The following is an 18,147-nucleotide window of genomic DNA, read 5'->3' on the forward strand; positions in this document are numbered from 1 at the left end:
AAAACAGAATCAGAGGGGAAAAAGCCGAGAATCTGGAATTGGCGATCGCAGCTTATGAGGCATCTTTGGAAGTTTGGACTCGCGACGCATTTCCCTTTGAATGGGCAGGGAGTCAAAATAATTTGGGGATGGCTTACCTCTACAGAATCAGAGGGGAAAAAGCCGAGAATCTGGAATTGGCGATCGCAGCTTTTGAGGCATCCTTGGAAGTTTACACCCGCGACGCATTTCCCTTTGAATGGGCAGGGAGTCAAAATAATTTGGCGAGTGCGTACCTCTACAGAATCAGAGGGGAAAAAGCCGAGAATCTGGAATTGGCGATCGCAGCTTGTGAGGCATCCTTGGAAGTTTACACCCGCGACGCATTTCCTATAGAGAATGCTAACACCTTATATCGTCTCGGAGTTGCCTACCAGAAAAATTCCCAACTCCCAGAAGCTTACAATACCTTTAACTCTGCCATCGAGACAGTCGAATTAATGCGGAGTGAAATCATTATCGGCGGCGAAGCAGACAGACAGAAATTAGCTGAAGAATGGAATATACTTTATCAGTCAATGGTAGAAGTTTGCCTAGCAATGGAAAACTCCACTGCCGCCCTAGAATACGTCGAACGCAGCAAAACCCGAAACCTCGTAGAATTGTTTCACAAAGCCCGCAGCCTCCCCAGCCAAGTACAGCGGATTAGTTTTGCAGAAATTCGCAGCCTGTTAGCTGAAAACGAAGCAATTTTAGAATGGTACATTACCTACAACGGCTTTAAAGTTTTCATTGTCACCCGCGACTCTCCTCAACCGGATATCTGGCAATCTTCCTATCAAGACTTGCAAGCATTACAAGAGTTACAACAGGAATATCTCGATGACATCAAAGACGAGGAAAAATACGACAACTGGAAAAACCAACTAGACAGCCGCCTGGAAAGATTAGCCCAGATTCTGCACATCGACGAAATAATTTCTCGCCTCCCCGAAAACTGCCAAAAATTAATCTTAGTTCCCTTCCGATACCTGCACCTATTCCCCCTACACGCCCTCACCAGCAGCCGACAAAAAGCCGACAAAACCGTAGAAACTGGATGTCTTCTCGAACTTTTCCCCGGTGGCGTGAGATACACACCCAGTTGCCAACTTTTGCAATTATCTCAGCGGGAAAACTTGACAGCCGAAGACACATCACCCAGCAAATTTTTTGCCATCCAAAACCCGACAGAAGACTTAGACTTCACCGACATCGAAGTCGAAGCCATTGCCAAATCCTTCAATCCTGCGGAAATATTGAGTCGGCAAAACGCCAGCAAAGCAGGATTGCAACAACAAATTGCCAGCTTGCAAAATGCCGATATCGCCCACTTTTCCTGTCACGGCTTCTTCGACTTTGATAATCCCGAAAAATCCGCATTAATCCTAGCCGGCGCAAAAGTAACCCCCCTTAATCCCCCCTTGGTAAGGGGGGAGACAGGAGAAGAAACTCCCCCCTTGGTAAGGGGGGAGACAGGAGAAGAAACTCCCCCCTTGGTAAGGGGGGAGACAGGAGAAGAAACTCCCCCCCTTGGTAGGGGCGGTGCCCCCGTGCCCGCCCTAATCCCTGAAACACCTGCAAAATCCTTGATGAAGAGGGTAGACCCGCACCGTCCACTACCCCTACAAAACGATGATTTGTCTGAGAATGAAACTCCCCCCCTTGGTAGGGGCGGTGGATGGTGCGTGCCCGCCCAGCCTGGGGTTCCCTCCGAGGAAAAGCGTTATATCCGTTCCCGCCGAGGCGAAACCTACGACATTGCAGAATGTTTGACACTGACAGAAATCTTTGATTTGCAGTTAAGTAAGTGCCGTTTAGTAGCCCTTTCTGCCTGTGAAACTGGGTTAACCGATGCCAGGAATACCACAGATGAGTATATCGGATTGACTAGCGGTTTTTTCTATGCCGGGGCGACGAGTGTACTCAGCACTTTGTGGGCAGTCAATGACGTATCTACCGCAATTTTGATGATAAGATTTTATGAGCTTTTCCTGTCTGAAACTCGCCCGCCGGTGGCGATTGCTTTGCGGGAGTCTCAGTTGTGGCTGCGGGATGCAACGGTGCAAGATTTGGTAGATTGGGTTGCAGGTTGTAAATTAATTTCAGATGAAAGGAAAGACGGAATGCAAGATTATATTGCATGGGGTGAAGAACCAGAAAACACACCTTACCAATCTCCCCATTTCTGGGCTGCTTTTTGTGCGGTTGGTCAATAGTTTTGTAGTGACACCGCAATCAGATAAGGCAATGCCCATAGGTGTCAACTTAACGCCAAACCCTTTCAGAAACTACTGTTTGACGATTAAGGCCAGATCCCCCCTAACCCCCCTTAAGAAGGGGGGGACAGGAGTCCGATCAAAGTCCCCCTTCTTAAGGGGGATTTAGGGGGATCTAGACTGAGGTAAAAACCAGATTTATCAGGGCTTTCAGGCTTAAGTTGACACTAATGGGCAATGCCGTTTCCCTACCATTGATATTTGTAGCGAAACGGCAGTGCCGTGTCCTTGGTGAATATGGTAAAATGACACAATCCTAAACTACAAGAGGTAAATCAAACCATGAACCCAGAAATAATGATTAACTCCTTTCTAGAAGTCTTGAAAACCAGTCCCAATTTGTTTTCCGAACCAGCCACAGCAGCCTTAAAGACCCTTGAAGAAATAATCGTGGCTGCGGACAATCAATCAAATCAAGCAATCTCCGATATTCTGAGTGATTGGTGTTGCAACTATCGCGAAATCACAGAAGCAGTGAAAGCCGCCGCCACCAGGGGCAAAGCTATCCCTAAAGCCAGCCAACCGCAAAAAGACGAAAATATTTCAGAAAATCAATTTCCCCGCCGATTTCCACTGCTGATACAATCTTTAGAGAAGCGGATATCTGATACTCCTAAAAATTAATGAGTGAAATTGAAAAAATTTTAAAACCTAATATCTACGTTTTTGCCTTCCACCTAATCGGCGATATCAGCGGTAGAGATAATCCCCTCTGGAATTGGGGCGACGATTTTTTAGAAAGATTTACCACCAAAAAACTCAAAACCAGTCTGGACTTTTCAGAACAATCATTTAATCTTCGGGTTGATTTGTTGCCAGATATTAGCTTAGGTTTTGAAACAAAAGTCAGCTACAATCACAGCGAATTAGAAGCCAGCGGGTTTGCTAAACCCATCAAAATTGGAGACAGTTATGCGCTGTGGTTGAATGTCGGTTTCCCCGATACTTGTGCAGAGGAAGTTTCCCCGCAATGGTTGAGTACATTTAACCCCGAAAATTTATTGGGAATTGTTACCGGGGAAGACTTTATAGGTGAAACAATTCTAATTACCGCTAAATTACCCCCGCAATCAGAATCACCAAGTCACGAAAACCTGCAATCTCTAGCTGACAAATGCTGTAATGCTTTACTTCCCGAAAAATATCGCCCTGCTTTCAATCGCGCCGACGTTTTATTTGGAAGTCCGATTTTTGAATACGGTTTAATCAAGCAAAATTCTAATTATCGGCACTTGCTTGTCTGGTTCCCCGACAGCGAAGCATCCGAAGATAAGCTTACTACCTACCAGCAGGAAATAGTAGACTTGTTTTACTACCGGAATAAAATCATTAAAGCCTTTCACAACAGCAGGCAAATTCACCGCATAATGTTTGATTTTTACAGACAAGTGGAGGATAATGTTAATTGCTTGCAGCAGCGAATAGATGAACTAGGCAGCGATTTAACTACAGAAAATTTACAGGAATTTAAGGAGGAATTGAAAAAGCTACTGAAAACAGCACTGACTTACACTGAAGGGCTGACAAAATTAGAAGATTATGACAATACAATTGCGATAAATCTTAACAATTATGATGAGAAATTTACTCAAATTTATGCTAAAGTAGAAAGCGATAAGGAAGAACCATCTATATTAAATCACTTCAGTAGAAAAACGGCTCCTTATATGCGATCGCAAATTGCCGGAGACTTAGGATATTTCCGACACGGCACAAACTTAATCGAACAGGCGATCGCCTCAATTCGCGGCATAGTAGAAATAGAACAAGCCAGGAGCGATCGCACCAACCAACTCGCACTCCGCAAGAGCGAACTAGGAGAGAAAAATCGGGACGATCGCCTAGAAAGCACAGTACAGGCGATCGGTGTCGGTTTAGCAGCCGGAGGAATTGCAGCATCCAGCGGCACAGACGAAGTATTCCAGACAGTCCAAAACTATAAAATTCCTGTTTTAATGCAGTTGCATCCCTTTCTATTTTCGTTTGCCTTGAGTTTTGCGATCGCCCTTTTCGCAGCCAGCATCACTTGGTGCCTCACTAAACCAAAAAACAATTGACAGTTGACAGGGATGTTTTTCAGACTGGGATTTAAACCTATTTATAAAAATAATCCGCCTTAAATACCCGTTGATTCTTGAGTCCGCGCAGGCGGACTTCGTTTGTGTAGACGCGGTTTCAACCGCCGAGTTATATTTGACTTAGATCGAGATAACGTGTCAATATAGGAATGTGACTTAAATTCTCCTCTTTCCTCATGGGCAAACAGCGCGTTCTTTCAGGAGTTCAGCCAACAGGCAATTTACACCTCGGCAATTATCTCGGTGCCATTCGCAACTGGGTAGAAATCCAAAGTCAGTACGAAAATTACTTTTGCGTAGTCGATTTGCACGCCATTACCGCACCGCACAATCCCGCAACTCTAGCTAATGACAGCTACACCATCGCCGCCCTTTATTTAGCTTGCGGCATCGATTTGGAATATTCTACTATTTTCATACAATCCCACGTTCCTGCTCATACAGAACTAGCGTGGCTGCTTAACTGCATTACGCCGATTAACTGGCTAGAAGATATGATTCAGTTTAAAGAAAAAGCAGTTAAACAAGGAGAAAATGTTAACGCAGGCTTGCTTAATTATCCCGTATTAATGGCCGCAGATATCTTGCTTTACGATGCAGATCAAGTGCCAGTAGGAGAAGACCAAAAACAACATTTGGAACTAACCCGCGATCTAGTTATTAGATTAAATCACCAATTTGGCACACCGGAAAAACCTGTATTGAAACTTCCCAAACCATTAATTCGGACTGACGGCGCGAGGGTGATGAGCTTGACAGACGGCACTCGTAAAATGTCGAAATCAGACCCTTCCGAACTGAGTAGAATTAATTTATTGGATTCGCCAGAAACAATTACCAAAAAAATTAAGCGGTGCAAAACAGATGCGGTGCGAGGTTTGACCTTTGATGACCCCGATCGCCCCGAAGCCAGAAACCTACTCACCCTGTACCTGCTGCTTTCCGGCAAATCCAAGGAAGAAGTTGCAGCGGAGTGTGAAAATATGGGTTGGGGTGACTTTAAACCCCTGTTGACAGAGACTACAATCAATGCCCTGAAACCGATTCAGGATAAATATACAGAAATTATGGGCGATCGGGGATATTTGGAGTCGGTGCTGCGTCGTGGAAAGGAACAAGCAGAAGCTATTGCCAACCAAACTCTAACTAAGGTTAAAAAAGCTTTTGGTTATTCTTTACCAAATTAGTTGCTATTGGTTAGTTGTTATTGGTTATTAGTTATTGGTTTATTGGTTGAGAATGCCAACTGCCAACTGCCAACTGCCAACTAACAACTGCCAACTGCCAACTAACAACTGCCAACTGCCAACTGCCAACTGCCAACTGTCAACTGTCAACCGTCAACTGTCAACAAATAATGAATCGTTTTCGCACTGCTTGCACCACCCCCGGAGAATTTATAATTACCGCCGAAGTTGCCCCCCCCAAAGGCGGTGATATCACTCACACCCTGGCAATGGCTGAAATGCTCAAAAACCGCGTTCACGCAATTAATATCACCGATGGCAGTCGTGCAGTGCTACGAATGTCTCCCCTAGCAGTATCCGTAATTTTATTGCAGCACGGCATTGAGCCGATTTGTCAAGTTGCTTGTCGCGATCGCAATCAAATTGGCCTGCAAGCAGATTTGATGGGAGCACAGGCTTTAGGTATTCGCAATATATTAGCACTAACGGGCGATCCCGTCAAAGCCGGAGACCATCCAAAAGCCAAAAGTGTATTTGATTTTGAAGCAGTGCGACTGCTGCAAGCTATTCAAAAAATGAACAGCGGCAAAGACTGGAATGACAAACCTTTAACAGATGGAGTTACTGATTTATTTGCCGGTGCCGCTGTCGATCCGCAATGCCCCAGTTGGTCAGGTTTACAAAGTCGATTTGAGAAAAAATTAGAAGCAGGAGCCCAGTTTTTTCAAAGTCAATTAATAACAGATTTTAAAATTTTAGATAAGTTTATGCACCACATTGCTGCGGGTTCTAACAAACCAGTTTTAGCAGGAATTTTTCTGTTTAAATCCGCTAAAAATGCTGAATTTATCAAAAAGAATGTGCCGGGAGTTCATATACCACAAGAGACGATCGATCGTTTGGCAAAAGCTCCAGAACCCTTACAGGAAGGCATAAAAATTGCCGCCGAACAAGTTAAGCTAGCGCGACAAATTTGTCAAGGAGTTCACATGATGGCTGTCAAGCGGGAAGATTTAATTCCTCAAATTTTAGATTTGGCAGGAATCAAACCCATGAACTAACATTAAATCCTAGGGGCGGGTTGTATAAATTATCCATGTCTAAAACTAATGATTTAGTAAACCCGCTTTTCCCCGCTGTAGATAATCCAACAACTTCTGAGTTATATCAATTCCTCTCTTCATCGTCCTGTATTCATTTCTCTCTAATCTCTCTAATCTCTCTGTGTTCTCTGTGTCCTAGTAAGGTTAAATCATGACCATGCAACTGTCAACGATATTAGATTAATTAACTACCTTTAAAAATGCTCCCTTCGACTAATTAGATATCTAATTTCAAGAGAATTCTAGACTATATGGTAGCGGATAAAATTAACTACCGATTCTAATCCTTCCTGGGTTTTTAAATTAGTAAAGACAAAAGGTTTTTCCCCACGCATTTTTTTAGTATCCCGTTCCATCACTCCTAAATCTGCTCCCACATAGGGTGCGAGGTCTGTTTTATTAATTACCAGCAAATCCGATTTAGTAATTCCTGGTCCTCCTTTGCGGGGGATTTTGTCTCCCGCAGCCACATCGATTACGTAAATTGTCAAATCTACTAACTCTGGGCTAAAAGTTGCCGCTAAGTTATCCCCCCCACTTTCGACAAAGATTAAATCTAAGTCAGTGAATTTGTATTCCAATTGTTCAATAGCCACTAAATTGATCGAAGCATCTTCCCGAATAGCCGTGTGGGGACAGCCTCCGGTTTCTACGCCCAAAATTCGATCGCTATCCAAAGCTTGACTCCGCACCAAAAACTGTGCATCTTCCTGAGTATAGATATCATTAGTCACCACAGCCATCTTGTAGTGCTGACGGAGGGATTTGCACAAAGCATCAAGTAAAGCTGTTTTTCCCGAACCAACAGGGCCCGCAATTCCAACACGAAAAGCACTCATAGGGATTTGAGATTTGAGATTGTCTGATTTTTAACTGCGAAATAATCGAGTATATTGAGTTTCGTGGGCCATACTAGCTAGGGCCAATCCCCAACTACAACTACCAAGGTCGTCATCTTCTAATTTTAAAACTTCTTGGGCAGTAAAGCTAATTTGTGAGTGCAAATCTAACAATAATTGTTGACCGGCTGTTTGACCAAGGGGAATCAATTTCACGCCCGCACTCGCCAAATTTGTCGCCCAACTGTACAAATATCCTAACACGGCGGCTTCTTCTTCAATCTGCCAGCAAGCGCAAGCAATGCTAAAGGCGATCGCAAAATTGCACTGATTACCCTCCGATGCCACGAATTCTGGTACTATTTTCGTTAATCCATCCGGTGTGGGCGATCGCAAATCTAGCAATAACCGCATCAAAGTCCGTCCCATTTGCCAACTTTGCGATCGCAATTCTTCAGTTTCCTTAGTCGCCGTCGCCCATCCATTCCAGTAACTCAAAGCTGTTAAATCTTCCTTTTTAGCCGCTCTCAAACCCCGTACCGCCAGCGCAGCTTCTACTCGAATCGCCCCGAATTGCAGGGAGTCTTGCAACCAATTCCTCAAGCTAACTTCGCTATCGATCTCACCTGTTTCTACTAAAATTTCGAGCCCTTCAGAATAACTATAAGCTCCCACAGGTGCAAAAGCTAGCTGCAATAAACATAAAAGTTGACTGTTCACTGTTGATTGTTAACTGTTGATTGTTCTCTGTTCGCTTCTTTCTTCTTCAATGAATCAAACTAATGGTAAATCTCAAATCTCAAATCTTAATGGCTATGACCATAGGCTCCCACTTCTGGGTGAAATGGTACAATTTCTTCTGTTACTTCCAAACCCATTTTTTCCAGCATTCCCTGCAAGACTGAATCTGGAGAAAACTTTAAATAATTATCAGCCACTTCTAAAGCTACGTGGCGGTTTCCTAAATGATAGGCCGCCCGCATCAGTAGCAGCCGATTTCCAGCGCGTACTGCGAGCACTGCTTCTGGTTTGGCTGTGACTCGCACTAAACAATTACCGTCTTCCGACTGCAATAAATCCCCATCGCGCAGTACAGTACCTCTGGGCAAACGCAAGTTTACCACTTCCCCGGCATCCGTTTCAAATCGGTGACGACTGCGAGTGCGATCGTCCGCAGTCAGGGGTAAAACAAAGCTGACTACAGCATCAGGATTTGCAGGCAAATGTTTTGTAAAAATTAGCATATTTATATTTTATCCCTCACAGGATTTAATGTCGCACCTATTTTTGAGGAATATCTTATTTATCGGGGTTTTCCTGTGAATGGGGAATCGGGAATTGGTGATTAGCTATTGGCACTAACCAATCACCCATAACCAATCACCAATCACCAATCACCAATCGCCAATCACTATGGATTAGCAGTTTGTTGTTGCAGCCGTACCAACTCGGCTTGAATTTGTGCTTTGACAGCCGGATTAGCTTGCTGGAGCAAAGTAAGCTGGTTGAAGCGAGCAACTGTCAAACCATTATTTTCTATAATTTTTTTAGCTTCGTCGCAGTAATTTACTGCCACGCCGCGAATGTTTCCAGAAAGCCTATTGATTCCCTGAGCTTCGTTGCACAATACTCTTGGAACCGCTCCACCTGGTGCCATTCCCTTTATTTCTCTATAAGCTTTCTCGCGTCTAGGTTCCATTGCTAAGACAGCACGAGCGTAGCTAGTAATCTCCTCTCTGCTAATCTCTTGAGCTTGGGCGCTCGATCCAAAAACCAGGCTGGGCGAATTGCCGTAAAAACCGGGAACCCATCCGCTAGCCAAGGCTGCTGCGGAGATGATGCTTGCTAGCAGGGATTGCCTCAGCATTCGATTGAGATGCAATTTAGGGGTGTTAAGTGAAGTGTTCATGGTCGTCGGTGATTGCTTGTGTTTAGATAAAAATGACACAGGGCTGGGAGGCTCAATCTTTTTGAATAATTTGGTGGCAAGAAAGTTCCTGCCAGGAAAAAAATGTTATATTTTCGCAGAATAGTTTGGGATTTTCTCAGGGCGATCGCATTTAGCTGGATGCTACAGCTAATTCTAGCCACATATATTGATAGCTTGCCTATCTGGTCGATCCGCATCGGCAAACAGCCTGTGGCTCACGCGGCAGTTAATAACATTGTTTCCATGACATTACATATTCTAACATCGTTGGGAACTTCCGAAAATACGAATTTTTGAGCGTGATTTATTGCTAGAGAAAAGGAGACTATTTTTTCTCATAATCAATGGGGATTAAGAAAGTTTAAATAAATCTAAAATCACTTGACATCCTGGGCGATCGCCCTGTCAAAAATCAAACAACTCCCTTAGACTCGTAAAACCTACAAGCAGCGTACCCCACCGTATAAAACATCACAGCATTGGTACTCGCGCCGATCGCCATTCCTGCCAGTGGCACATTTCGCAGCCCACCAAAAAGCACTTTCAGCACTTCCGAACTACTCACCGACAGGCCAAAAATAGCCAAAACTTCCGCTCGCCTAGTTGGTTCGCGCACATCCATACCGTAAGCCGCAGCAATCTGATAAACCATTTGGGCTTGCAACTGTGTCGTTGCTACCAAATCCACCGCCAGCAGCGCCAATTTCCGTTCCTGCTACACCGATCGCGTTAAGTGCGATCGTCGCCGTTTCCGCAGCAGAGATAGCCGTTTTTAGCTGCATCTGAAACGCCTCACAAACCGAATTTGCTGGGGGCTTGATTTCCTCTGTTGGTTGCTGCTGTTTGTCTGTCATGAAAGCTAAATTCCCGATCGCATTACCTCAATTTCTAATTTAGCAATGCCAGCCCAAATCAACCTAGGGCATGAGACATAGGGCTTTGGATAGATTTTCTAGTTTTGAGTTGCAACTTAAATCAACCTCATTAAAACTAACAAGATCTCCTGTGATATCAATTCCGGTTGTATCGTCAGGTGATTTAACCGCGAAGGCGCTAAGGACGCGAAGGAAGAGAAGAGAGAGTTTAATACAGGACGATGAAGAGAGGATTTGGTATGAGAGTCCCGCAGCACTTTTAGTTGTCTGGGAATCTGGGTATGCTATTTTTTTTAGTAAAACTGCCGGAGGACAGAGGCGAGATCCGGCAACGGGAGATTAAGATTTTGATAAAACACCCGCGCTGTTTTATTGGGTGACAATCCGCAGCCGTTTGTCAAAGTTCCCCTAGCGGTTAGTTGTTGACGGGGAAAACTGGGTAACTGTTTCACAAACAGCGGATTTTGGCAAGGATTATTGCTGCAAATTTACAATTTTTAATTAATGCTCTCCCATGAAAACTCAAAAAGAAATTTGGCGAGTTATTCTCGCAGTGGCTATTAGTGTTGTCGGGGTTCTCCACTTTGCAGTCCCCGCACCTTTTATCAAAATCATGCCACCCCAGCTTCCTTACCCAGAAGCATTGGTTTATATCAGCGGTTTTTTCGAGATTTTGGGAGGCATTGGGCTGTTAGTTCCTCCCGTGAGTCGCGCCGCCGCCTGGGGATTAATTGCTCTGTTTATTGCCGTGTTTCCAGCTAATATTAATCAGGCCATCAACAGCATTCCCATAGAAGGGATTCCCCACCACCCACTTCTGTATTGGTTCAGGCTGCCTTTTCAAGCTGTCTTAATTGCTTGGGCTTGGGTTTATACCAAACCCGATCAAAGGATGGAGGGGAATTCTGTAGTTTCGGAGAGAGTACAAAACCCTCAATGAAGCAGTTTGACTACAATCACGATTTTAAGGCGATCTAAGTCCCATAGTTAGAAAAACTGACAACATAGAATAGGACCCCCAAAACAGCAGTACAGTTAAGTTTGCCGAACTGGGGGCTTCTTAAATCGAGCTTGGTCCTAGTAAATTACTCGTCTGCTTCTTCCTGCTGCCACTGCTGCCAAATTTCAAAGGGATTAAACCCCCTGTATTGGAGGTAATTCAAGACTTTACCCTTGGTCTTTGGATCTACTTTATCCCAAGTATCAATCTTGTATTTTCGCATGACTTTGGCTTTTAATCCGGCAAGTTTTTCTGCTTCGGAGTCTACATTTTCAGCAGATTCTTCCTCCCAAACTTGCTCGAACAAATCGCTGGAAATTCCTTTTTGCAAGCACTTGCGCTTGACGGCAGACTTCCCGTATTTGCCTGCAGCAGAGGCGATCGAGTTTGCCACCAAGCGAGTATCGGACTGATAGCCCCGGTCTTGAATTTGCGCGATCGCCTCCAATATTTCGACCTGGCCAAAACCTTTCTCTTGCCCCTTTTTGCGAAGTTCAGAGGCACTGTAGTCTTTGCGAGACAAGAGAAAATAGAAATAGTCAAGACAGCTCATCAGTTAAATCGAAGGTTGGCGCGCAAATATTCATACAGTGAATGCCAAATTTAGTCGCCTTACCATCGGCTGACTGCATCAGGTTCGCTGCTATTCTTCTGTATCCTCCTCTTGATCGTCCATGTCTACATCAGCTCTGTCCACATCGATCTGAATCAAGCGAATGTGCTTGTATCCGAGTTTAATTTCAAACTCGTCTCCGGGCTTTAATCCCATTTCTTGGGTATAATTTGCCCCGATCACGATGGAACCATTCTTGTGAACGCTAGCTCGATAACTGGCTTCTCGTCCGCGTCCATCAGCTTTCGACTTCTCTAGCTCAATTCCCTTAGCAGCTAACACTGCATCGTAAAACTCAGCCAAGTTAATCCGAGTTTCTCCACTCTTGCTCACTGTGAAGTAGCCGCAAAGCTTTGCCAGTTCTCTGCGTGGCAAATCGCTGCCTTTGATTTTTTGAAGCAGACCTTTTCCTGTTAAGGGTGCTGTTGCTGTTTCTGCCATTGACCGTACCTCGCTTATTGGACTTTACTTATATCAATTACAACACATTAGATGAACTTTGTTTGACTGTCAATACTAAGAATTCTGAATATTAAGATTCTGGATTAATTTCTGCGGCCGGTCTGGTCTGGTCTGAAACTAAAGATGCTGGATCTGTGATATATTTGCTGCTCAATCCTGATGATTGAGCTCGCGACGGAGATCGACTCCGGGATTGTTGCTGCAAATTAAAGACTTTACTTTTGGAGAGTAAAGTCTGTTCAGCAGCTTTCACCAGTCCCCCGATCGGGTCTGCCATTAAAGTAAAAAGCCAAGCGCGATCGCTGGAAATACCTAGGGTACCAGGTAGAGGAAATCTGTGGAAACCGCCGATCGCTGCGGGATGAAATTTTACCAAATTTTACCTCAACAAGATGAAGCGGTACTGATTGTCAATGGCACTGGCACCTACTCGAAAAGCCAGTTATTCGCCCCTGGAATGACCTCAAAACCCCAAATCCCTGGGAGGAATCTTCTATTAAACTGTTCACCATATAACTTGTAGAGAACAGACCAGGGGGATGGCAATCCGATCGGAGTTGGGTAAAATTTGCCCTAGCCGTTGCACAGGTTTTAGCCCAAAAGGCACTCAATGGGCACTGGTACAAACGATCGCGCAACCGCCGTGACAGCTAGTGCAAAATATTGGCCACACCACCAATTAACAGCCGTTCCTGGCACTGATTTGCGGAAGTAATGTACTGAATTTCTACTGGTTCCCTGTAGGTTGTCGCTCCCAAAGCACCATCAGCCACAAATCCACCACCAAGGCAAAGTCGTCCCTGAGCCTCACTCTTGGCACAAAAACGATCCAGGACCCTAGAGGTAGAGCAAATGCCTTGGCACACAGGACTTTTTTAATTGCTGAAACCATTGATTTTGTTGAATTTTCCCCTCAAATTCTGCTTCTTTCTGCTCCAATTGTGCGTTCTTCCCTAAATCAATTTGCCCGATCGCACAAGCCGATCGACACTTGCCCACCAGCATATTTGGGCTGAGTGGGCCTGTCGATCGGGTCACAAAAATTGTACATTTTAACAGTGGATAGAGAGAATCAGAACACTAGAATATTGCTCAATACTTTCGATGGATCATCGCGCTTTTTGCAACTTTTGCAGGGACTGCCAATCGCGAATTGCGGCCTCGGACCACAGCCAATTTTTCGCCAGGGCATCAGCCCCAAAACTCAGCGGATCGCTAGCCATCACTTGTTGGCGAAATTCGATCGCTTTGGTCAAACGAGCTGCTTGCTGTTGAGGTGTCAGGTTGAGAAGAGGTTTTGCCATCACCATTCCCAAACCGGCGATCGCAGTTAAAATATCATTGCCCGCTTGCACAGACACAGAAGCAGTTGGTTTGTTGGGAATCGGTGCGATGGAATTGAGCACTTCCGCCCAAACTTGATAAGCACGCTCGAAATTACCTTCAGCATAATAAGCAAAACCTAAAGCATTCCGATACTTCAGAGAATGTGGACGTGCCTTGAGAGCGATCTCCCAGGAACGCCTCGCGTCGTCAACACTGTATTTTTTGTTGCCGATTTGTTGAAATTGCCAAGCCAAACGACCTTTAAGAAAATTAACTTCTGGCTGATCTAGGGCAAATTTGGGGACAGCTTGCAGAGCACCTTCTGCCTGTGGCAGTGCTACTCGATCGAGCAATGCTTCTGTGGCTTTAAGACCGGCCCAAGTCTCCCCAGCCTGAAAGTTGTTGAGGGCGATCGCCATTACTTTAGCAGTCTGAGTTTGTGCCAAATTTACCCGCTGTATTTGTAGATAACCTTGGGAAATAGGAGTCCGCACCGTCGGTAATAACTCTTCGGGTTTGGAATTGCTGTTTTGCAATTGCCGCCACCCCAAAAAACCAGCCCCCAAAGCCAGAGGCAACGCACAAAACGTCACAGTCAGATATTTTTTCCATCCCAATTTTTTGACTGGTTTGACAGTAGCTACTGGAGTCCGACTTTGTTGAGTAGTAGCAAGGGAAGAGCCAGGAGTAGAAATGGGGGGTGTTACTGCCGGAAGTGGAGACCGGGCATTTACAGTCGAGAGAGCAGAATTTTGCTCCCGCCCATTCATGGGAAACCCTAATTTGTCTGGAAAATGGCTCCTGACTTCCCCATCAGCACAGTCTGCTTCTTCCTCAACATTAGCGGAATTCCAAGTCTTCGATTTGGCACCAGCCAACAGTGGCTGCGTTTCCGACGCTAGGGATTTTTTGGGCTGCAAAAAATCTCCTGTCCCTTGTTGAGTAGGAGTACCTGTCAGATAGCCGTCAAATTCGGGGTGCTGGTAGAGAATCGGCAAAGCCCAGTATAACTGATGAGAACCGTAGGCAGTAATCAGTCCCGCTCTAGCCCGACTCAGGCTCAGATCCACTGGATAGCCTTGATTCAAGTTGCGGTAAAACAGCCGTGTCAGAGTCAGGGCCACATCGTCGGGGATGCTTTCTGCCATTGCTAACACCGCAGGAATCCCCCGCTTGACCAAAGCTTCTGTTAAGTTGCGTTCGGGGCTATCTTCCCCTTGCTTTGAGGCATTGCTGTAGGCGCTTCGGCAAGAGTTGAATACGGCCATTTGAATGCCGTTGTTGACTAGCAAACCTGCTAAGTCGTCGCCACTTAAGGTTTCGGTTAAGCCGGTGCGGCTGCTGACTAGGTAAAGTTCGCCACCTCTGGAACCCAAGTTGCTATGTCCTGCGTAGTGCAGAACTTGGTAGTGTCCTTGTTCTAGGGCTTGGGTTAATTGTTCTCGATCGGGCTGTTCGAGAATTGTCAATTGAATCTCTGGCGCGTGCAGGTTGTGTTTGAGGGGGTTCACAGTCCGGTTTTGGAGTTCTTCTTGCAGGTGAAGAACTTCTCGCTTTAGTTGCAAGCTGTCTCGATCGCTGGGAGAGGCGATCGCCATTAAAATCCTTAACGGGCCGCTATTGGGAATAATGTGAGTTGGTTTTACTATGTTTGTACCCGTGTGGTAGCGCGAGAAGACCACATCAGTGCCAGTGGCCAAGGGGCGATCGTCAGCGTGTAGAACCTCCCAAGGCAACCGTGACAACCGTCTGTCTTTGATTCCCACACGCAGTTGCAGCACTTCTCGGCGATGCTGTGCTATGCCTTGAGCGCAAGTCCAGCTATCGCGCAACCGCCCTTGAAATAGCCCACTGTGTAATTGTTGGCCGAGGGCTACTAAATTTGGTGCTGGATTTTTTGCCGATCGCGACAGCACGCGACTGGTTTTTCCCTGAAGCAAGCCCATTAAGGGGTCATTCATCAGTTCGGCAGACAAAGCCAGCCATTGGTCGATCGGCCAGCGGACTCTTTCTTCTCCCAAGGGTACACCGGGTGCAACCTTTTCTGTCCGCACAAAGTATTCGTCATCCTCAACTGGGGTGACAGACAGTCTAAATTCTTGGCTCACAGATTTAATGCCCTCCCGCCTCAATTCTGAACTTTCCTAGGTTTTTGTCACTAGCAATAACAATTGGCCAACTTATGTTTACTCTTTCAATCAAAGTTTCTGAATCGGCGTCTTCCCATCTGGCTATCGCCTGGTTGCGAAATATTTGCTCAAACACTTTGAGGTTATAAAACTTGTACTTTAATAACAGTTTATTAGTTTTTATGGCCTTGTGGCTCTTGGAAAGCTTACTTAACTTAAATATTCCTATTTTTGACATTTTGCACCTCTACCACAGACCCCTTTACATTGGCGGTAAACTCAAGTTTTTCATTGCATGGTGAAGTTAACTTGGGAGCACTTTACCAGGCGGATCTTTAGTTCTTATTAGAATTACTTCTACTCTCACCCACCAGTTTCAGGGTAATATGGCTAACAAAGTTGAGGTAATTTTTGGGGGAGAGTGCCTGGGAGGGAAATGTTGCCACCGCTTATCCTCTACCATCTGCCCTCCATCTCCTACCTCCATAGTGTGTCAATTAGCTAATTGGTCTGTAGATTTAGCCTTTGGCATTTACGATGGGGGATTTGGCATTGTCCCCCCTCCAGAGCACCGGCCTCAATAAATCTGCGGGCTTGTGCTTATGTTTATCTAGTATCCCCAATTTAAAATCTCAACCCTCCGTCGTCATCGCTAAACAAATCACTATTTACCAATTACCCATTACCAATTACCTATTACCTATTACCTATTACCAATTCTCGCTCGTACCTCATAGGAGAGTTAGAAAGGCTATATTACATTTTTACCTTTTCCATTTTCTCTGGCTATTTTCATAATCTGTCTTGAGATAGATATAATTTGGTCTGTTTTTTACTACTTACCGATCGAAATATATTTTTCCACTCCGATCGGGCAAAGGGGCGGTCAACGAGATTGCCACATCCAAAACAAAAACAAATGTTTGCATCAGTAAACTATATAAAACAATAATTAATTATCGGGAACTAGAAGCAGGAATTTTAAGTCACTGTCTATAGAATCCTGCACCTGTAGGTAATTTATCATCCTTGGGGTTGTTGTCCACAGATTGTTGTCAAGGGATTGTTACAAAAATTCAATATAATCCCTGCTAGATCTCTAAAAAAGCCCGCTCAATTTTGAGGATTTAGTGTTTAGGGTAGTTATGGGCTGGGCTTTGTACATTGCAAGTAAAAATTCAGCGAATTATATCGTTGGAATTACGTAGACAATTTAAAATCAGGGTCTTGAACTGTGGAAAATACGCAGAAACACGAGTAAACGTAGTGTAAGGTCAAGCTTACTCTGTATTTAGCATCTCGATTATTGTTTGTAAGTAATTCCCGAAAAAAAGACTTGCAATTACCAAATATAAGCTTTAGAATCAAACAGGAATATCTTGCTAAAAATTGCCTTGCAGAACCCATTCTATTAGGCAAAACAAAAAAGCTTGAAAGTATTTTTCTAGCTCCTAGTTTAGCAGGAAATAATTCCATTTTCATCATCAATTCGTAGGCAGGAATAACTAAAGATGGAAGAAGAAATGTTGTTGGCTAATCTGTCGGGGACACTGTTTCCCGATCGAGGTGATAGTTTGGTTGAAAGTTCCGACTCTGATAACTCCGCTCCCGATTTCACAAAATTAATTGAAGAGGCGATCGCCCAAAAGTTGAACAACACCGTTGACGACAACAAAAACGAGAGTGCATTTAACGACACACCCGAAGAAAGTAGCGCCGATCGGAGCGTTGACACCAAAGGCATCAAAGAAAAGGGCGACACCATCGAAGGCACCGATGACGATGACTTAATCACCGCCACCACGGGTAACAAGTCGATCTTCGGCAAAAAAGGCAAAGACGACATCAAAGGCAGCCGTGACAAAGATAAAATCTACGGCGGTAAAGATGACGACAAATGCGATGGTGACGATGGCGATGACGAAATCCGAGGCGATAGCGGTAAAGACAACTGCGACGGCGGCAGTGGCAACGACTCCATCTTCGGTGGCAAAGGCAACGATACCATTACTGGCGGTAGCGGCAACGATACCTGCAAAGGTGATGATGACGATGACTTCGTATACGGTAACGAGGGCAACGATGACGTTGATGGCGGCAGCGGCAGCGATCGCGTCTACGGCGGCAAAGGCAACGATACCTCCAAGGGTGGCGAAGGCAACGATACCGTCAGAGGGGACCTAGGCAACGACAATTGCGACGGCGGCACCGGCAACGACCAAGTTAACGGTGGTAAAGGCGACGATACCGTTATAGGAGGTATTGGCGACGACACTTGCATGGGTGACGACGGCGACGACAGTATTGT

At 45.1% G+C, this 18,147-nt stretch carries 20 protein-coding genes; 8 read left to right on the forward strand and 12 right to left on the reverse strand.

Features of this window, described 5'->3' with window-relative positions:
* The 5 genes from AAFP11_RS25600 to AAFP11_RS25620 all read left to right on the forward strand — a co-directional run.
* The coding region (locus AAFP11_RS25600) for a CHAT domain-containing protein (protein WP_341739555.1) at window positions 1-2,237 on the forward strand (2,237 nt) is incomplete at its 5' end.
* A 342-nt stretch (window positions 2,238-2,579) separates the two neighbouring features.
* Window positions 2,580-2,921, forward strand: coding sequence for a hypothetical protein (locus AAFP11_RS25605; protein ID WP_341739556.1), 342 nt, complete (start codon window positions 2,580-2,582; stop codon window positions 2,919-2,921).
* A complete protein-coding gene (locus AAFP11_RS25610) occupies window positions 2,921-4,354 on the forward strand; it encodes a hypothetical protein (RefSeq protein ID WP_341739557.1) in 1,434 nt (477 codons plus the stop codon). The genes AAFP11_RS25605 and AAFP11_RS25610 overlap by 1 nt, the downstream gene beginning before the upstream one ends.
* A gap of 197 nt (window positions 4,355-4,551) precedes the next feature.
* The gene (gene trpS / locus AAFP11_RS25615) at window positions 4,552-5,562 is read left to right on the forward strand and encodes a tryptophan--tRNA ligase (RefSeq protein ID WP_341739558.1); all 1,011 of its coding nucleotides are present in this window, start codon (window positions 4,552-4,554) and stop codon (window positions 5,560-5,562) included.
* 170 nt (window positions 5,563-5,732) lie between these two features.
* On the forward strand, window positions 5,733-6,623 hold the full coding sequence (locus AAFP11_RS25620; protein WP_341739559.1) for a methylenetetrahydrofolate reductase: 891 nt from the start codon (window positions 5,733-5,735) through the stop codon (window positions 6,621-6,623).
* 284 nt (window positions 6,624-6,907) lie between these two features.
* On the opposite strand, the gene ureG is transcribed toward AAFP11_RS25620, so the two are convergent.
* The 4 genes from ureG to AAFP11_RS25640 all read right to left on the reverse strand — a co-directional run bounded on the left by ureG (window position 6,908) and on the right by AAFP11_RS25640 (window position 9,413).
* A complete protein-coding gene (ureG, locus tag AAFP11_RS25625; protein ID WP_341739560.1) occupies window positions 6,908-7,504 on the reverse strand; it encodes an urease accessory protein UreG in 597 nt (198 codons plus the stop codon).
* Window positions 7,505-7,534: 30 nt separating this feature from the next.
* Window positions 7,535-8,224 (reverse strand): urease accessory protein UreF, encoded by a 690-nt coding sequence (locus AAFP11_RS25630; protein WP_341739561.1) that lies wholly within the window; start codon window positions 8,222-8,224, stop codon window positions 7,535-7,537.
* Window positions 8,225-8,310: 86 nt separating this feature from the next.
* Window positions 8,311-8,748 (reverse strand): urease accessory protein UreE, encoded by a 438-nt coding sequence (gene ureE / locus AAFP11_RS25635; RefSeq protein ID WP_341739562.1) that lies wholly within the window; start codon window positions 8,746-8,748, stop codon window positions 8,311-8,313.
* Window positions 8,749-8,915: 167 nt separating this feature from the next.
* Complete coding sequence (locus tag AAFP11_RS25640) at window positions 8,916-9,413, reverse strand: DUF4168 domain-containing protein (protein WP_341739563.1); 498 nt, start codon at window positions 9,411-9,413, stop codon at window positions 8,916-8,918.
* Between the two features lie 102 nt (window positions 9,414-9,515).
* Between AAFP11_RS25640 and AAFP11_RS25645 the strand changes: the two genes are divergently transcribed.
* Window positions 9,516-9,731 (forward strand): hypothetical protein, encoded by a 216-nt coding sequence (locus AAFP11_RS25645; protein WP_341739564.1) that lies wholly within the window; start codon window positions 9,516-9,518, stop codon window positions 9,729-9,731.
* Window positions 9,732-9,846: 115 nt separating this feature from the next.
* On the opposite strand, the gene AAFP11_RS25650 is transcribed toward AAFP11_RS25645, so the two are convergent.
* A complete protein-coding gene (locus tag AAFP11_RS25650; RefSeq protein ID WP_341739565.1) occupies window positions 9,847-10,116 on the reverse strand; it encodes a hypothetical protein in 270 nt (89 codons plus the stop codon).
* Window positions 10,034-10,288, reverse strand: coding sequence for a hypothetical protein (locus tag AAFP11_RS25655; protein ID WP_341739566.1), 255 nt, complete (start codon window positions 10,286-10,288; stop codon window positions 10,034-10,036). Before AAFP11_RS25655 ends, AAFP11_RS25650 begins: the two co-directional genes overlap by 83 nt.
* Window positions 10,289-10,823: 535 nt before the next feature.
* Here AAFP11_RS25655 and AAFP11_RS25660 point away from each other — a divergent pair.
* Entirely contained in the window at window positions 10,824-11,249 is a 426-nt protein-coding gene (locus tag AAFP11_RS25660; RefSeq protein WP_341739567.1) for a DoxX family protein, read from the forward strand.
* 145 nt (window positions 11,250-11,394) lie between these two features.
* Here AAFP11_RS25660 and AAFP11_RS25665 read toward each other — a convergent pair whose 3' ends face one another.
* From AAFP11_RS25665 to AAFP11_RS25690, 6 genes are all read right to left on the reverse strand, one after another.
* Window positions 11,395-11,862, reverse strand: a complete 468-nt coding sequence (locus AAFP11_RS25665) for a regulatory protein RecX (RefSeq protein ID WP_340541195.1) — start codon at window positions 11,860-11,862, stop codon at window positions 11,395-11,397.
* Window positions 11,863-11,952: 90 nt separating this feature from the next.
* Window positions 11,953-12,363 (reverse strand): AbrB family transcriptional regulator, encoded by a 411-nt coding sequence (locus AAFP11_RS25670; protein WP_340520587.1) that lies wholly within the window; start codon window positions 12,361-12,363, stop codon window positions 11,953-11,955.
* A 91-nt stretch (window positions 12,364-12,454) separates the two neighbouring features.
* Complete coding sequence (locus tag AAFP11_RS25675; RefSeq protein ID WP_341739568.1) at window positions 12,455-12,760, reverse strand: hypothetical protein; 306 nt, start codon at window positions 12,758-12,760, stop codon at window positions 12,455-12,457.
* A 274-nt stretch (window positions 12,761-13,034) separates the two neighbouring features.
* Complete coding sequence (locus tag AAFP11_RS25680) at window positions 13,035-13,157, reverse strand: hypothetical protein (protein ID WP_341739569.1); 123 nt, start codon at window positions 13,155-13,157, stop codon at window positions 13,035-13,037.
* 64 nt (window positions 13,158-13,221) lie between these two features.
* On the reverse strand, window positions 13,222-13,422 hold the full coding sequence (locus AAFP11_RS25685) for a hypothetical protein (RefSeq protein WP_341739570.1): 201 nt from the start codon (window positions 13,420-13,422) through the stop codon (window positions 13,222-13,224).
* Window positions 13,423-13,493: 71 nt separating this feature from the next.
* Complete coding sequence (locus AAFP11_RS25690) at window positions 13,494-15,818, reverse strand: CHAT domain-containing protein (protein WP_341739571.1); 2,325 nt, start codon at window positions 15,816-15,818, stop codon at window positions 13,494-13,496.
* A gap of 1,532 nt (window positions 15,819-17,350) precedes the next feature.
* On the opposite strand from AAFP11_RS25690, the gene AAFP11_RS25695 reads away from it, so the two are divergent.
* Window positions 17,351-18,147 (forward strand): calcium-binding protein (locus AAFP11_RS25695; RefSeq protein ID WP_341739572.1); only part of this gene is annotated, 797 nt, incomplete at its 3' end.

Source organism: Microcoleus sp. CAWBG640 (genome assembly GCF_020883015.1).
Taxonomy (GTDB): domain Bacteria; phylum Cyanobacteriota; class Cyanobacteriia; order Cyanobacteriales; family Microcoleaceae; genus Microcoleus; species Microcoleus anatoxicus.

Bases quoted from the DNA above. Each gene is read 5' to 3' on its own strand.
- AAFP11_RS25605 (WP_341739556.1), top strand. From the start codon at position 2,580: ATGAACCCAGAAATAATGATTAACTCCTTTCTAGAAGTCTTGAAAACC.
- AAFP11_RS25610 (WP_341739557.1), top strand. From the start codon at position 2,921: ATGAGTGAAATTGAAAAAATTTTAAAACCTAATATCTACGTTTTTGCC.
- trpS (WP_341739558.1), top strand. From the start codon at position 4,552: ATGGGCAAACAGCGCGTTCTTTCAGGAGTTCAGCCAACAGGCAATTTA.
- AAFP11_RS25620 (WP_341739559.1), top strand. From the start codon at position 5,733: ATGAATCGTTTTCGCACTGCTTGCACCACCCCCGGAGAATTTATAATT.
- ureG (WP_341739560.1), bottom strand. From the start codon at position 7,504: ATGAGTGCTTTTCGTGTTGGAATTGCGGGCCCTGTTGGTTCGGGAAAA.
- ureE (WP_341739562.1), bottom strand. From the start codon at position 8,748: ATGCTAATTTTTACAAAACATTTGCCTGCAAATCCTGATGCTGTAGTC.
- AAFP11_RS25640 (WP_341739563.1), bottom strand. From the start codon at position 9,413: ATGAACACTTCACTTAACACCCCTAAATTGCATCTCAATCGAATGCTG.
- AAFP11_RS25645 (WP_341739564.1), top strand. From the start codon at position 9,516: ATGTTATATTTTCGCAGAATAGTTTGGGATTTTCTCAGGGCGATCGCA.
- AAFP11_RS25655 (WP_341739566.1), bottom strand. From the start codon at position 10,288: ATGACAGACAAACAGCAGCAACCAACAGAGGAAATCAAGCCCCCAGCA.
- AAFP11_RS25660 (WP_341739567.1), top strand. From the start codon at position 10,824: ATGAAAACTCAAAAAGAAATTTGGCGAGTTATTCTCGCAGTGGCTATT.
- AAFP11_RS25665 (WP_340541195.1), bottom strand. From the start codon at position 11,862: ATGAGCTGTCTTGACTATTTCTATTTTCTCTTGTCTCGCAAAGACTAC.
- AAFP11_RS25670 (WP_340520587.1), bottom strand. From the start codon at position 12,363: ATGGCAGAAACAGCAACAGCACCCTTAACAGGAAAAGGTCTGCTTCAA.